Origin of the sequence: Streptomyces mutomycini, from assembly GCF_001700505.1 — a bacterium.
In the GTDB taxonomy this organism is placed as follows: domain Bacteria; phylum Actinomycetota; class Actinomycetes; order Streptomycetales; family Streptomycetaceae; genus Streptomyces; species Streptomyces mutomycini.
Genome location: NZ_MAPV01000031.1, coordinates 63,003 through 77,260, shown reverse-complemented (window position 1 = coordinate 77,260; position 14,258 = coordinate 63,003). Strand labels below are relative to the sequence as shown.

The following is a 14,258-nucleotide window of genomic DNA, read 5'->3' as shown; positions in this document are numbered from 1 at the left end:
GAGGGGAGACCGGAGTCACCCCCTCAATGGCCGACGACGCGGGCGTCGTCCCCAGCTCGCGCGCCTGCCTCCTGCAGCAGGGTCCAGCCATCGACTTCGACCGCCCGCGGCTCCCCCGGCCGCCACCTGCGGGCCAACGCCACCTCGAGCAGGGCCCGTACGGCGCCCGGCTGGTGCAGGTTCAGGGACTGACCCCGAGTGAGGCCCACGTCGCCGGAGCCCAGGGGAGCTCCGCCCGGGACGAACCGGCCGGGGCCGTCGGCGAACACGATGCGCAGCGGGCCGCCGGTGCCGGCCGGCTGCGGGGACAGGGTGAGGGTCTGCCGGCAGCCCTCGGACCGGCCGCCGCCGTCCTCACGATGGCTGTGCCGCATGGTCCACATGTACACGCGCCCGTCGGCGACCAGCCGACGGGACTTCTTCGCATTGCGGGGCACGGAACCGAGGGTACGTGGACCGCCACACGCGACGATGCTCTACCGGTGATCACACTTGGACGGGGCGAGCAGGGCAGCCGTCAAGCTTCAGTGAGTCCGGTCATGGCCCTGAGCGTCAGCCGCTCGACGGTGGAGCGGGCGGCTGCGACGTCTTCCCGCCTCAGCTGGCGTTGGACGGGTTCCGCACATCCAGCCGGAGTCGGTGTGGACGCGGCGGATGTCCGCGACGTGGTGTTCGTCGCGGAGCCGGCCAGCGGCCTTCGGACACTGGGCGCGACCCTGGGGACGGAGGCATCCTCTATGGAGTGTTGACACAGTGGCGCCGCAGAAGGCGCCCAAGACGGCGGGCCACATCGCCGGTCAGCGCTCCGTGGCTCCCTCAGCCTCGGCGGCAGTAACGGCATTCGCTCGTTCCGGGGCGGGTGTGACGGCTCGCTTCGCCTTCTCGGTGGCCGCGTCGCGATCGGCCTGCCTGCTCTTCAGGAGCAGTCTGGTGGCACCGGCGTGCTCAGCCACTGCCGGGTCGGGGTCGGCCGCAGCCTTCTCCAGGGCGGGCTCGACCACGTCGCCGAGGTCGGCCAGTGCCCGGCTCAGACTCAGCTGCAGACTGCGGTTGCCACGGCCGAGCTGCGTGACCAGTTCGTCTGTCAGGTCCTTCTCCTCGCTTTCGGGCACGAGGTAGACCGCGACGCGCCACGCGGTCCGGGCGGTCTCGTCGTCGGCGTCGTGCAGCATGTCGCGCGTGATCCAGTCCCACGCGGCCTTGTCGCCGATCTTGGACAGCGTATGCAACGCCTGGCTGCGGGCCTGGGCGCAATCGGAATCGAGTTCCTGACGAATCCGGGGCAGGGTGATCTCCGGCGAGTAGCGCATCAGCGCCCAGGACAGCGTGTCTCGCACGAAGAGGTCCGGCTCGACCCCACACCGCTCGACGAGCGTCTCCAGGAGTCCGGGGTCGGGGGTCGAGCCGACCGCCATGGCAGCCCGAAGCCGGACCGACGGGTCGTCGGCGCTCAGAGCGTTGATCAGGCGGGCGTGCGGGGTTCCGTTCGTGTTGATCGGGACCACCTCCTGCGTCTAGTGAGAAACCTTGTCGATGTGGCGGGGCCGAGCCCGTGACCGGCGGATCAGAAGACCGTCCGGTCCAGGGCTCGGCCCATGCCTCCTACGGTGCCCCGGCCCCCGTCAGAGGGGAGGCAGCAGCCCGAACTGGCCGAGCACGCCGGCCAAGCCCCAGTAGAGGGTCTCCTCCTGAATGCGGCCGCCCTTTGAGAACTGGTACACGGTTACTCCTTGCATCGTGAAAGGGCTTGCCCTTGGCCAACGCGGCGAGCTGCTCGGGCAGCCCGTCGAGCACGCCCTCCAGCGTGCCCGACATGGTCCACTCGCAGGCCCCGGACCGGTCGTCCACGAAGACGGTCCGCACCTCCATCCGGGTCTCGGGAATCGCGGCCAGCCAGGAGCGCACCCCGGCCTCCAGTTCGGCCCGCCCGTTCCAGACGGAGTCGAGGGGCACGTCCCGTGAGACGGCATCGTCGGCATAAGAAGCGAGCCAGCCGTCCGCGTCCGCCTTGCTGATCGCGGCAAGGCAGGCACGGACGAGCTGTTCGTCGGCGTGCATGGGCTACTCCGATGTCGGGACGGGACGCCCCGTTCATACGGAGCGTCAGGACGAAACAGGCGTCCGCAACATCGACGACAGCGTGCTGTCGAGGATGTCAGGAATGTCCTTGACCTTGAGGTGTCGTGCGTCGGCCTCGGCCGCCGCGGCGTGCAACAAGCTGTAGAAGGTGGTCACGAGCCAGGACAGCGGGAGGTCCGTGCGGAACACGCCCTCCTCCTGCCCACGGAGCATGACCCGCTCCACCCGTGCGAGGACCTTCTCGTGGTGCCTGCGGCGCCGGGCCGGGGCGATGACACCCTCGGACGCGGCGAGCAGGAACGCATGGCGCTCAAGGACCCGCCAGCCGGACCGGACGAGCAGGGAGAAGGCCTCGTCGGCCGGCCCTTCATCGAGCATCTGGCTCTGCAGCGCCGCGTCCGCCTGCTCGACGGAGTGTTCGAGCACCGCGTCGAGCAGGTCCTCGCGGGACGGGAAGTGCGCATACAGCGTGACCCGGCTCACCCCGGCCGCCCCGGCGACCGCGGACAGGCTGACGTTGGGGTCCTTGCGGAAGCAATCGAGCGCGGCGGCGACGATGGACGCGATGCTGCGCTCCGCGTCCGCGCGTCGGCGCGGCTCTCCTCCTGGGGTACGGCCGCCGGGCCGGCGTACCTTCTCATACGGCGTGGACATGATGTGAGCGTAGGCCACCCCCTCCGGGGAGGGACCACGTGTCGAGCCGTAGCTCTGAGGCGGGCCCCTTCCGCGCCCCGTCAGGCATGGACTTGCGGATCGGGCTTGCTGGCGGACGCGGCGTCGGACTGCTCCGGCAGCTTCGCGAGGCCCGCGTCACCGACTCTGCCTTTGGGGAACAGCAGCACCGAGACGACGATACCGACGGCGGCGACGGCGGCACCGGTGAACATCGAGGGCGCCATCCCGGAGACGAAGGCGGACCGCGCCAGATCGGCGAACGACTCCCCCGCCCCGCCAGGCAACTCGCCGGCGACAGCGAGGGCACCTCCGAGGGAGTCTCCTGCGACATCCAGGGCCGCGTCCGGAAGACCGGCCGCGGGCTTGCTGTCCGTCACTTCGCTGCGGTAGGTGCCGGCCAGCAGGCTGCCGAGCACAGCCACTCCGAGGGCCGACCCCAGTTGCACGGCCGCACTGTTGGTGGCGGAGCCGACGCCGAGGTCGTCCTCGGAGAGGGACCCGACGATGGCGTCGCTTGTCGGACCGATGATGAACCCCGCCCCGAAGCCGAGGAACAGCATCGCGGCCAGCGCCCGACCGTAGCCGTCGCCGTCTCCGGTGGTCGCGAGGATCAGCAGGGAGACCACGGCGAACGCGAGTCCGGTGGCCGCCAGCCAGCGGGTTCCTGCCTTCTGGCCCAGCAAGGACGCGAGTGGGGCGGCGAGCAGGATGATCAGGGCGGTGGGTGCGATGCGCAGCCCGGTCTCCCCCGCGTCGTAGCCGAGTACGAACTGCAGGTACTGGACGATCACGAACAGCGCCCCGAGCAGGGAGAGCAGCCCGAGGAAGACCAGGATGTTCCCCACAGCAAGGCGCCGGTGGGCGAAGATCCCCAGCGGCAGCATCGGCTCCTCGGCGGTGTGCTCGCGTCCGAGGAAGGCGGTCAGCAGCAGCGCCGCGCCGGCGAAGGCGATCAGCACCGGCGCACTGGACCAGCCCTTGGACGGGCCTTCGATGATCGCCCAGAGGAGTGTGCCGATGCCGAGCACGGAGAGCAGGGCGCCCGGCAGGTCCAGTCGTCGGGCGACGGCCGCCTTGGAGTTCGGAACCATCTTGATCGCGGCGGCCAGAGCGAGGATGCCGATGGGCACGTTGATCAGGAAGACGGAACCCCACCAGAACTGGCCGAGCAACCAGCCACCGACCAGCGGGCCCATGGCCAGGCCGACTCCGATCATTGCGGACCAGAGGCCGATCGCCTTCATCCGTTCCTTGGGGTCGGTGAAGACGACGCCGATGATGGAGAGCGTAGCGGGCATGATCAGGGCTTCGCCGACGCCCATGACCCCGCGGGCGATCATGAGCTGGGCAGTGCTGCCGGAGAACGCGGCGACGGCGGAGGCGCCGGAGAAGAGGACCAGGCCCGAGAGGAAGACCGGCTTGCGGCCGTAGCGGTCGGCGAGGCTGCCGGCGAAGAGCATCAGGCCGGCCGCCATGAGGCTGTAGATGTCGACCAGCCACTGCAACTCACCGGTGGAGGCCCCGAGTTCGTTGATGAGCGTGGGCAGGGCGACGTTCAGTACGGTGACGTCGAGCCCCACGATCAGCAGACTCAGGCACAGCACCACCAGAATCGGCCAGCGCAAAGGGTGACCTGCCGCTCCCGGCGGGGTGCCTGTGGGGGGCGGGGGCGACGCTGCAGTCACGACATGCTCCTTAACTTGAACACCACTGTTCGGGTTGAGCGTAACGCGGAGCGCGACACAAGTCGAACAGTCCCGTAAAGGTTGAGTGGCTGCCGCCGGGGCCTCCGTCCGGCCGCTACCGCCCCTGCGCCCGCACCAGCGTGCGCGAGACGCTCCGCAGCTTCTCGCAGGTCTCCTCGAACTCCCGCTCGGGCAGCGACTGGTCGACGATGCCGGCGCCCGCCCGCAGCCAGGTCCGCCCGTGCTGCCGGAAGACCGTGCGCAGCACGAGCGCAGCGTCCAGCGACCCGTCACTGCCGACCGTGAGCACCGCCCCGCTGTAGAGCCCGCGCACCCCCTGCTCCAGGCTGCGGATGGCCCGGTACGCGGCCTGCTTGGGTACGCCCGACGCGGTGACCGCGGGGAAGACGGCGGCAAGCGCCGGCCACGGACCGCGGTCCAGGGACGACAGCTCACCGCTCACCCGGGAAGCGATGTGCTGGACGCTGCCGCGCTCCTTGACGGTCATGAACTCCTCGGCCCGCACCGAGCCCTCGCGGCACACCTGCACCATCTCGCCCCATGCGACCTGGACGGATATCGCGTGCTCGTAGATCTCCTTGGCGTCAGTGAGGAGTTCCGCGCGCCGAGCCGCGTCCTCGACGGCGTCCCCGCTGAGCGCCCGGGTGCCCGCCAGCGGCTGGGTGGACACATGGCCGTCCGCCGACACCTCCACGACGGTTTCGGGGCTGAAGCCCGCGGCCTCCATGCCGCCGAGGTCGAACAGGAAAGACCTGGCGGGCGAGTAGACCGAGCGCCCGGCCAGGTAGGTCTTCGGTCGCCGTAGCTGTTCAGGAACTGGTCGTCGTAGTTGCCCCAGCGCACAGGTTGCTCATCACCTGCCCGCCCCTGTGTGTGCCGGTGACCCGGATCTGGACGACCGTATTGGTATCCACCCGCCTCCGTTGAGACAACCAGGGTCGCCGGGAGCCGACACATCCGCTGGCCCGCTGGTCTCCCTGTGGCGGAATCCGGGACCGGGCACACCTTGGGCAGGCCGTCACCTCACGCGCCATGGGTTGAGTAGGTGTCTGTCGATGAGTGCCTCTGTCCTTACGTGGGAGCGACAGGACCCCCAGCCCCTCAGGAGCTCCAGGTTCAGGCCGAGCCGGTCAAGCCGGGCCTCGCTCCGGCGGGCCCGCCCACCACCGTGAGCAGGTCCACGACGAAGATCAGCGTCGAGCCCGCCGGGATCAACGGAGAGGGTGACTGGCTGCCGTAACCGAGACGCGGGGGAACGATGATCTCGCGCCGGCCGCCGGCTTTCATTCCCCTCACCCCCCGGTCCCAGCCCTTGATGACCTTGCCGCCGCCCACGGCGAACTTGAACGGCCGGTCCCGCTCCCAGGAGGAGTCGAACTCCCTTCCGGACGAGAACGTGACCCCAACGTAGTGAACCTGGACGACCCTGCCCGGCTGTGCTTCGGGCCCGTCCCCAATCACGAGGTCCCGGATCGTCAACTCGGTGGTCGCGACACCCTCCGGAACCTCGATTCTGGGCTTCGTCAGTTCGGTCATCACGGTCCCATCGCTCGCCACCGGAATCCCTCGCACGGGCAGACCGGTCACATGGACATTCCATGCGGCAGGCGATCACGCTACGGCAATACCCGTGCTCCAAGGATTCCGGGCGCCGCGGGCACGGGGCCGAGTCTCGGGTGCGTGTCGATGGCCCCTCGTCCAGGTCATGCACGATTTCCTCTCCATCCCGTCAGTCAACCGTGCCTCCTCGCGTACGTGCGTCAGCCTTGAGCCCCTCTGCCGGCGAGAAGGTGGGTATTCCAGCTCTTAGCGGGTACCCGCGTTCCCAGGCGCGTCGGTCGCGGCTCGCCGAGGGCATCGGCCCTTCGATGCAGGGGAGAGGGAATGAGGCTTCGTGACTTTGCTCAGGCCACAGCTTCCCGGTGCTCCGCCGAGGTGCTGGGCGGCCGGTACCGCCTGGACAAGCTTCTCGGCTCAGGCGGTGCTGCGGACGTCCACCGAGGTTTCGATCTGCGGTTGCGACGACCGGTAGCGGTCAAGATCTTCCGTCCCGACGCCGGCATCGGTATCGGCAGGGAGGAGACCTGGCACAGCGAAGCGGTGATCCTGGCCCGGCTGCACCATCCTGGGCTTGTCACCGCCTACGACGCCGGGCAACACGATGGACGTGCCTTCCTGGTCATGCAACTGATCCAAGGTGACACACTGAAGACCCGCATCGCTGAGGGACCGCTACCACCCGAAGCGACTGCTGCAATCGGCGCGGACCTCGCTCATGCGTTGGCTCACGCACACGAAACAGGAATCGTCCATCGAGACGTCAAGCCGTCCAACATTCTCCTGGATGCCAGGAACCGGCCCCATCTCGCGGACTTCGGCATCTCCCGGCTGCTGGACACCACCTCCCACACCGCGACTGGCACGCTCATCGGCACCGCGGCCTACCTCGCTCCCGAGCAGGTCCTCGGCGAGCCTGTTGGCCGGCCCGCCGATATATACGCCCTTGGTCTGGTGCTCCTCGAATGCCTCACAGGGAGGCTCGAGTACGACGGTGGCCCCCTTGAAGCGGCGATCGCACGACTGCACCGGAGCCCCGTTCTGCCTCACTGGCTGCCGGAACAACTGAGCAATCTGCTGCGAGACATGACAGGCCTGGACGAACAGAACCGTCCAACAGCTCGTCACTGCGCGCATACTCTGATGTCGCTGGTCGACGAGGCGCACATCGCACCTGGACCGTCGGCGTCCACCACCAGCCTCATCGGCAGCGAAGGGTCATCGCAGACGGCCGAGGTCACCCACACGAATCCAATGCCCCGTGGAAAACGGGCCGCCCCCCGATCCTCGCCTGCACGGGGTCGCACCCTCATAGCGGGTGCGACCATCGCACTCGCCGCCGTTACGGCAACCACCCTCTCCGTCACCGGCAGCTCCGCGCCACAAGACAGTGACCGAGGCGCGACCAGGGCTACCGGCGCCGCCCCCGCGGGAGAGGCGGGTCGCTCTGGCAGCGCAGGGCGGAAGAATTCAGGCACCACACCCACGGCGGCGCCACCCTCTGAACCCACGACCTCGGTCGGCATGCTCTCTCGGCACACTGACGGGCAAACCGTCCGCCCCGATTCTCCAGGCCCGAGAAAAGGATCCGCTGTCGACGGAGGCGCACACAGCTCATCAGGCAAGGCTGCGCAAGCCACACCAACCACATCCGCAACGACAACGCAGGGGGGCACGCCGACCGCCAAGCCACGCAGGCCGCCTGGCCAAGCAAGGAAAGCAGGAGAGGTCACGGACGAAGCCCAGGAGGAGAAGGCCAACAGGAGGGCGCCACAACACTGAAAGTGCGAAGAGAACGCCGCCTGACGTCGTCGACCTCGAGCCAGGGCCGCTACGCGCCCGGCGCCCGGTACTGGACTCGTTCGGCTTCGCGCAGGGCATCCATGGTTTCATCGACGGTCAGGAGAACTGTCGTCTCGAACGAGCCAAGCGCGCCGCCTCCACTAATCGCCAGCGCAACCGCGGCCATGGACACGTTGTCGGGGGCCTCCCACAGGTTGTAGCCGTCGTGCGTGCCGAAGGCGTACCAGAAGCCGTGGAGCTTCCCGCCGACGGACTCGATGTACGCCTGAGCGGCCTTTGCGCGGTCCTCGGGGTGGACGATCAGCCTCGCCCAAGTCTCCGGTGTGTAGCTGAACCTCGATAGATAGAGCGGCATCATGTCTCCCTTTCGTTGCACCAAGGGATGCCCCGGCGGGGCGGGAATCGCGCCGGATGTGGCCCGCGTGTCCCCCGAACGGCTGGGGACGATGATCGGCACGGCCACAGCCAACGGGTGAGCGACCTACCCGGGCGCTCTGGCCCTGCTTCGTACAAGGTGGCTGAGACGTCCGCGTACGGTCCGGTCCGCGTGACCACTACCGGTCACACCCTGCCCACGCGTGCGAGCTACTTCATCTCACAACCTGAGAACGCATCAGCCCTGGCGCAAAGCCCGGCGATGTTCCCTGTCCCGGGTGGCGACCGGAAGCCGCGTGTCGCACTTGCGTTCGGTAACTGTTCAGGGTTGTGTGTGCCTCAACCGGGGGGCTGCAACATCCGCCGACCTCTGGAGAAGACTTGCCGCTCGCTATTGCCCTTGTTGTTGCCGAGGGCGAATTGGACAGCGAGTCCGCCCGCCCGTTGCAGGAAGGTCTCGAACGGGCTGCGACCGACCACGACGCCATTGTGCTGGAGGCGAGCGGGGTGACGTTCGCCGACTCCTCCTTTTTGAACCTGCTTCTGCGCATCAACCAGGCCGCTCCCCTGCGCATCGCCGCAGCCTCCGCCCCTGTACGCCGATTGCTGGAAGTCACAGGGGCGGGCCAGATACTGCGGGTGCACCCGAGTGTCGATGCCGCCCGGGAAGCTCTGAGCCGTGACGAGTAGCCCGCGGCCCGGCTGGGACCGGGTGGCCCAGGTGCAGCGCAGTCTCAGCTGTGGCCGCTGGGCCGGGGGTGGCTGTCAGTTCTGGGTGAACATGCCTTCGCGGAGCTTGGCGAGTATGCGGGTGAGCAGGCGTGAGACGTTCATCTGGGAGAGCCCACGGCAGTCGCCGTTCAGGTCATCTCTTGGCCGAAGCGCAGTTCGATGATGTCTCGCTCGCGGTCCTCCAGCGTGGCCAGGACGCGCCGCATGCGTATCCCCGCCGCTTCGGCCGACTCCGTTGTGCGCACGTCCGCGCGCCGGACCCGGCGGCCTGACGCACCGTCCGCGCCCTGGGGCCGGCGGACGCGCGGCGGAGGCGAGCGATCCCTCGCGAGCTTGACGGCCGCCATCCCATGAACGACATGCGCACGAGGGCGAGGAGCATACCGAGTCTCCTGCGATGCGTGAGCGCCACTACGGGTTCGCCCACGAGAAGCAATCCCACTCGGTGGCAACTGATCGCACCTGCCAGAACGGGTCAAGGTGTGCTCTTCCTTCCGGGCACGAAGTGGAAGGTCCCGACCACTCCAGACGGCACCCGTGATCCACAGTCACCCCCTGTACCCCCCACCGACGATGCGCGCTCGGCCGCATTGTGTACCCGTTGTTCCGCCCTGCGCGGACGGACCACGGCATTGACGGTGCGTGCAGCAAGTGCACGCTCCTTCCGCGCCACGTGGCCCGCGCGGCGTCGGCGCCAGGGGCGCCGTGCACTCCGCTGTCCGGCGCACTGGTCAGGGCGGGCGCTGTGTACGCCTTGGTCGGAGCAGCCGCGTACTGGCTGTCGGCGCGGTACTCGGCGTCGTCGCAGCACGGTCACGGCGCAGCCATGGTTGAACCCGGTTGGGTCTGCGGCGGCCCCTGTGGCACGCCACGGGAGGCACCCCTCTCCCGTAACCGAGAGCCGGCCCCTCGAGCGTCCGCCACGGAAATACGCCTCCTCCGTGGGGCCGGCGTACATGCGATCAGCGTGATGCGGTGACCGACGCCTGCCGCCGCCGGTGCGCGCACCGGCGGCGCTTGTCAGGAAGCACCTCGGTGATGCCCTGAACGTCGCAGTGCTCCAGCAGGGGAACGGTGACGCGTCGGGTGGTGTCCAGGGCGCGGCTCGCCGTTCCCACGGTGAACGGTTGGTCGAGTTCCCTCAGCCGGTCGGCTGCCAGCCGGGGGGCGTCCGGCAGCAGCACCACGTGCTCCGCGAGCCGCAGTATCGCTCCGTGGCGGACCGCCGCGGCGAGCTCTCGGCGGCCGAAGCCGAGTTCCGCGAGCCGCTGGGCGTGGGGAGCGGCGAAGGGCCGACCGTCGAGTTCAGCGGTGAGCCGGCGCACCGCGTCCGCCACAGGGGCGGGCTGGTCCGCGGGCCCGGCGGTCACACGCCCGCGACTCATCCGCAGGGGCGGCGTGACCAGCGCCTCCACGAGGGAGACGGCCGGCAGTCCCAGACGATGCCGGGCGGCCTCCACCGGTATGCCGTCCTCGGTGGGCCGCTCGGAGAGGTACGCCGCCACCAGTTCGGCAAGCCGGGCGCGCAGGGTGGTCCAGTGGGCGGGGTCGGCAAGCCAGTCGCCCGCGACCGGGGCAGTGTGGACGGCCACCCCCATCGCGGTCAACTCCTCGCGTCTGACCAGCAGTCGGCGCCGCAGTTCGTCCGCCTCGCCCGGGGTGCCGTGGGCTTCGCCCAGGTCGGCCGCCCGCCGTGCTGCGGAGCCACGGCGCCGCAGTTCCGGTGGCTGGGGGTCGAGCACCGTCAGACCGGCGAGCACCCGCCGCAGGCCGGGATCCCGCAGCACCGCGCGGTCACCGATGCGCAGCGGCAGAGGTTCCGACAGGGTCAGCCGGACGGTATCCGCACCGAGCGGCCGTACGCGTACGGGCACAGCCGCCGAGCCGATGTGGGCGACAGCGGTGCGGGGCAGTTCCGAGGCAGGCGTTCCGCCGTGTACGCGCACGTCGCAGTGCAGGCAGGGGAGGAAGCTGTCGCGTGTGAGCAGGGCGTCACCACGGCCTGTCGACTCCTTGTCGAGGCCTCGGAGGTTGACTGCGACGCGGGCGGTGGCCCGCACCAGGCCGGTCTCCTCGCCGAGGGCCTGCAGCCCCCTGACGCGTACGGGACGGCTGGAGCGGGCGGTCACCAGGACGTCGCCCCTGCGGATCCGCCCAGCCCCGAGGGTGCCGGTGACCACCAGCCCGCTGCCGCGCACGGTGAACGACCGGTCGATCCACAGCCGCACCGGGGATTCGGCGTCCCCGTCCGTCAGCCGCGCGACCAACCGGTCGAGGGCGGCGCGCAGTTCGCCGAGTCCCGCGCCGGTGCGGGCGCTGACGGCCACGGCCTCGACGTCGCCGAGGGTGCTGGCCCGGATCCGGTCCCGTGCCTGCGCCGTGGCCGGACCGGGGTCGGCCACGTCGCATCGGGTGACGACGAGCAGTCCGTGCCGTACGCCGAGGGCGTCCACGGCGGCGAGGTGTTCGGCCGACTGGGGCATCCAGCCCCCGTCGGCGGCGACGACGAACAGCACTGCGGGCACGGGCCCCACGCCGGCCAGCATGGTGGGCACGAACCTCTCGTGTCCCGGTACGTCGACGAATGCCAGCCGTGCGCCCGATGGCAGATCCGTCCACGCGAAGCCCAGGTCGATGGTCAGGCCACGGCGCCGCTCCTCCGCCAGCCGGTCGGGGTGGGTGCCGGTCAGTGCGTGGATCAGTGTGCTCTTGCCGTGGTCGACATGCCCGGCCGTCGCGATGACCCGCATGATCACCGCCCCGCCGCACGCAGCACCGCCGCGAGGATGTCGCTGTCGCACTCCTGCGGTACGCACCGGAGGTCCAGCAGCAACCGGCCGCGCACCACCCGCCCGAGCACGGCCGGTTCACCGGTGCGCAGCGGTTCTGCCAGGTCGTCGGGGATGCTGAGCGCGCAGGACGGCAGAACGGTCCCGGGCGCGCCGCCTCCTCCGACCACCGCCTCGTGGGGTACGACGCGCGCGTCCAGACCTCGGCGGGCAGCATCCTCGGCCAGGCGCAGCGTGCGGATGCGCAGTTGCGGCAGCGGCATGTGCACGGCTGCGTGCACGGGAGGCTCGGGACCGCGCAGTGTCGCTTCCAGCGCGGCCAGGGTGAACTTGTCCACGCGCAGGGCTCGGGCCAGCGGATGGCGGCGCATCCGTTCCACGACGGCGGCCACGCCGAGGACCAGCCCGGCCTGCGGCCCGCCGAGCAGCTTGTCCCCGCTGGCGGTGACCAGGGTGGCCCCGGCGCGCAGGGCCGTGGCCGCGTCGGGCTCGTCCGGCAGTACCGGGTCGGGGGCGAGGAGGCCGGAGCCGATGTCGACGACGACGGGCAGGCCCAGCGAGGCCAGTTCCCCGGGGCCCACTCCCCCGGTGAAGCCGCTCACCGTGAAGTTCGACGGGTGGACCTTGAGGATGAAGCCGGTGTCCGGGCCGGCGGCGTCCGCGTAGTCGCCGAGACGGGTCCGGTTGGTGGTGCCGACCTCGCGTATCCGGGCGCCGCAGGAGGCCAGCAGTTCGGGTATCCGGAAGCCGTCGCCGATCTCCACGAACTCGCCCCGGCTGAGCAGGATGTCGCGCCCCGGGGCCAGCGTCACCGCCGCCAGGGCCAGGGCGGCGGCTCCGTTGTTGACCACGTGCACCTCTTCCGCGGCCGGCACCGCTTCCCGCAGGGCGGCCATGGCGCCGCGGCCGCGTGGCGCCCGTCTGCCGGTGCCGAGGTCCAGCTCGACGTCCGTGTACCCGCCTGCCGCCGCCATCGCCTCCAGTGCGGACGGCGACAGCGGGGCACGTCCCAGATTGGTGTGCAGTACGACGCCGGTGGCGTTGTGCACGGGTCTCAGTCCGGCCGTGTGTGCGGGGAGCGCGGCAAGTGCGGCGTGGACCGCGTCGCCCGGGCCGATCCGTCCTTCGCGTACGAGCTGTTGGGCGGTGCCGACCGCGGCCTTGACGATGGGCCTGCCCAGCCGTGCGGACGCCTCGCTCAGTCGCGGGTCGCCTAGGAGCACCGTGGTACTCGGCACCTGCCGCCGGATGTCCGCAGACGACTCGTCCGTCTCGTCCGCCACCCGCGCCACCCCTGTCGAAGTCAGCGGAGGCGGACGGGAATCGAACCCGCCTGGCCCGGTTTCCGGACCACACCGATTTTGAAGATCGGGAGGGGCACCAGCCCGCCCAACGCCTCCGGAGCAAGATTGTGGTCCCCGCACACTGCTGGGGCAAGAGGTGAAATGATCGCCCTATGACGTCAGTTGGCCCCGCCGGACCGGCCACGCCCATCCGGCTGACCCAGTTCGCGCACGGCGGCGGCTGCGCCTGCAAGATCCCTCCGGGGGAACTGGAGGCGATGGTCGCCGGACTGCTGCCGCCCCGGAACTCCGGACAGGCCCCGGGCGGCGCCGAGGACCGGCTGCTGGTCGGACTCGACGACGGTGACGACGCCGCGGTGGTGCTCACCGGTGACGGCACCGCCCTGGTCTCGACAGCCGACTTCTTCACGCCTGTCGTCGACGACGCCCGCGACTGGGGCCGGATCGCCGCGGCCAACGCCCTGTCCGACGTCTACGCGATGGGCGGACGGCCCGTGGTCGGGCTCAACCTGCTGGGCTGGCCCCGTGACGTACTGCCCGCGGAGCTGGCCCGGGAGGTCCTGGCGGGTGCGCTCGAAGTCGCCCGCGGCGCCGGCTGCTTCGTCGGCGGCGGCCACAGCATCGACAGCCCGGAGCCGCTCTACGGAATGGCCGTGACCGGCCTGGTGGATCCGGACCGGCTGCTGCGCAACGACGCCGGCCGGCCGGGTGTGCCCCTGACCCTGACCAAGCCGCTGGGCGTCGGGATACTCAACAACCGTCACAAGCGGACCGGTGAGGTCTTCGCGCACGCCGTCGCCTCCATGGCGGCGCTCAACGACAAGGCCGCTGCGGCCGCCCTGGAGGCCGGCGCCGTGTGCGCCACCGATGTGACCGGATTCGGGCTGCTCGGCCATCTGCACAAGCTGGCCCGGGCCAGCGGCGTCACGGCCGTGGTGGACGCCGCCGCCGTCCCCTTGCTCGACGGCGCCCGGGAGTCCCTGCGGGCCGGGTACGTCAGCGGCGGCACCCTGCGCAATCTCGAATGGGTGCGCCCGCACCTCGACGCGGGACGGGCGGGCGAGGACCGACTGCACCTGCTCGCCGACGCACAGACCTCCGGCGGGCTGCTGGTCGCCGGCGAGGTGCCTGGACATCCGGTCATCGGGGAACTGGTTCCCGCCGTGGCCGGCACCACGCTGGTGATCCGCTGAGCGCTGTGGACGGCCGCGGGTCCGCGGGCGGGGCCCGGGTCCCGC

At 70.4% G+C, this 14,258-nt stretch carries 13 protein-coding genes, 1 tRNA gene and 1 pseudogene; 3 read left to right on the top strand and 12 right to left on the bottom strand.

The window, feature by feature from the left end:
- Positions 1-23: 23 nt before the first annotated feature.
- The 7 genes and pseudogenes from BFF76_RS04790 to BFF76_RS04765 all read right to left on the bottom strand — a co-directional run bounded on the left by BFF76_RS04790 (position 24) and on the right by BFF76_RS04765 (position 5,996).
- The gene (locus BFF76_RS04790) at positions 24-437 is read right to left on the bottom strand and encodes a hypothetical protein (RefSeq protein WP_244167221.1); all 414 of its coding nucleotides are present in this window, start codon (positions 435-437) and stop codon (positions 24-26) included.
- A gap of 360 nt (positions 438-797) precedes the next feature.
- Positions 798-1,505 carry a HEAT repeat domain-containing protein gene (locus BFF76_RS04785; RefSeq protein WP_065847322.1) on the bottom strand — a complete coding sequence of 236 codons (708 nt, stop codon included), beginning with the start codon at positions 1,503-1,505 and terminating at the stop codon, positions 798-800.
- 97 nt (positions 1,506-1,602) lie between these two features.
- A complete protein-coding gene (locus BFF76_RS30950; protein ID WP_079122311.1) occupies positions 1,603-2,058 on the bottom strand; it encodes a nuclear transport factor 2 family protein in 456 nt (151 codons plus the stop codon).
- A 45-nt stretch (positions 2,059-2,103) separates the two neighbouring features.
- A complete protein-coding gene (locus BFF76_RS04780) occupies positions 2,104-2,733 on the bottom strand; it encodes a TetR/AcrR family transcriptional regulator (protein WP_065847376.1) in 630 nt (209 codons plus the stop codon).
- Positions 2,734-2,813: 80 nt separating this feature from the next.
- On the bottom strand, positions 2,814-4,379 hold the full coding sequence (locus BFF76_RS04775) for a DHA2 family efflux MFS transporter permease subunit (protein ID WP_065847320.1): 1,566 nt from the start codon (positions 4,377-4,379) through the stop codon (positions 2,814-2,816).
- A 175-nt stretch (positions 4,380-4,554) separates the two neighbouring features.
- Positions 4,555-5,280: pseudogene (locus tag BFF76_RS04770) on the bottom strand (salicylate synthase); the annotation flags it as partial.
- Positions 5,281-5,576: 296 nt separating this feature from the next.
- Positions 5,577-5,996, bottom strand: coding sequence for an FKBP-type peptidyl-prolyl cis-trans isomerase (locus BFF76_RS04765; protein ID WP_053931277.1), 420 nt, complete (start codon positions 5,994-5,996; stop codon positions 5,577-5,579).
- Positions 5,997-6,344: 348 nt separating this feature from the next.
- On the opposite strand from BFF76_RS04765, the gene BFF76_RS30945 reads away from it, so the two are divergent.
- Positions 6,345-7,799, top strand: coding sequence for a serine/threonine-protein kinase (locus BFF76_RS30945; protein ID WP_079122308.1), 1,455 nt, complete (start codon positions 6,345-6,347; stop codon positions 7,797-7,799).
- A gap of 49 nt (positions 7,800-7,848) precedes the next feature.
- Here BFF76_RS30945 and BFF76_RS04750 read toward each other — a convergent pair whose 3' ends face one another.
- Positions 7,849-8,175: a GYD domain-containing protein gene (locus BFF76_RS04750; RefSeq protein WP_031093958.1), complete on the bottom strand. Its 327-nt coding sequence runs from the start codon at positions 8,173-8,175 to the stop codon at positions 7,849-7,851.
- 401 nt (positions 8,176-8,576) lie between these two features.
- Between BFF76_RS04750 and BFF76_RS04745 the strand changes: the two genes are divergently transcribed.
- Positions 8,577-8,885 carry an STAS domain-containing protein gene (locus BFF76_RS04745; RefSeq protein WP_234316759.1) on the top strand — a complete coding sequence of 103 codons (309 nt, stop codon included), beginning with the start codon at positions 8,577-8,579 and terminating at the stop codon, positions 8,883-8,885.
- Positions 8,886-9,055: 170 nt separating this feature from the next.
- Here the strand turns inward: BFF76_RS04745 and BFF76_RS34380 are convergent, their stop codons facing one another.
- The 4 genes from BFF76_RS34380 to BFF76_RS32855 all read right to left on the bottom strand — a co-directional run bounded on the left by BFF76_RS34380 (position 9,056) and on the right by BFF76_RS32855 (position 13,116).
- Positions 9,056-9,172: a sigma factor-like helix-turn-helix DNA-binding protein gene (locus tag BFF76_RS34380; RefSeq protein ID WP_275935654.1), complete on the bottom strand. Its 117-nt coding sequence runs from the start codon at positions 9,170-9,172 to the stop codon at positions 9,056-9,058.
- 717 nt (positions 9,173-9,889) lie between these two features.
- On the bottom strand, positions 9,890-11,677 hold the full coding sequence (selB, locus tag BFF76_RS04735) for a selenocysteine-specific translation elongation factor (RefSeq protein ID WP_065847316.1): 1,788 nt from the start codon (positions 11,675-11,677) through the stop codon (positions 9,890-9,892).
- 2 nt (positions 11,678-11,679) lie between these two features.
- Entirely contained in the window at positions 11,680-12,999 is a 1,320-nt protein-coding gene (gene selA / locus BFF76_RS04730) for an L-seryl-tRNA(Sec) selenium transferase (protein WP_079122317.1), read from the bottom strand.
- 23 nt (positions 13,000-13,022) lie between these two features.
- A tRNA-Sec gene (locus BFF76_RS32855) sits at positions 13,023-13,116 on the bottom strand.
- Positions 13,117-13,172: 56 nt separating this feature from the next.
- Here BFF76_RS32855 and selD point away from each other — a divergent pair.
- Positions 13,173-14,213 (top strand): selenide, water dikinase SelD, encoded by a 1,041-nt coding sequence (selD, locus tag BFF76_RS04725; RefSeq protein WP_065847314.1) that lies wholly within the window; start codon positions 13,173-13,175, stop codon positions 14,211-14,213.
- The last annotated feature ends 45 nt before the right edge of the window (positions 14,214-14,258 follow it).

What these genes read in the sequence shown, in the direction of transcription:
- BFF76_RS04750 (WP_031093958.1), bottom strand. Translation starts at nt 8,175, where the DNA reads ATGCCGCTCTATCTATCGAGGTTCAGCTACACACCGGAGACTTGGGCG.
- BFF76_RS30945 (WP_079122308.1), top strand. Translation starts at nt 6,345, where the DNA reads ATGAGGCTTCGTGACTTTGCTCAGGCCACAGCTTCCCGGTGCTCCGCC.
- BFF76_RS30950 (WP_079122311.1), bottom strand. Translation starts at nt 2,058, where the DNA reads ATGCACGCCGACGAACAGCTCGTCCGTGCCTGCCTTGCCGCGATCAGC.
- BFF76_RS04780 (WP_065847376.1), bottom strand. Translation starts at nt 2,733, where the DNA reads ATGTCCACGCCGTATGAGAAGGTACGCCGGCCCGGCGGCCGTACCCCA.
- selD (WP_065847314.1), top strand. Translation starts at nt 13,173, where the DNA reads ATGACGTCAGTTGGCCCCGCCGGACCGGCCACGCCCATCCGGCTGACC.
- selB (WP_065847316.1), bottom strand. Translation starts at nt 11,677, where the DNA reads ATGCGGGTCATCGCGACGGCCGGGCATGTCGACCACGGCAAGAGCACA.
- BFF76_RS04765 (WP_053931277.1), bottom strand. Translation starts at nt 5,996, where the DNA reads ATGACCGAACTGACGAAGCCCAGAATCGAGGTTCCGGAGGGTGTCGCG.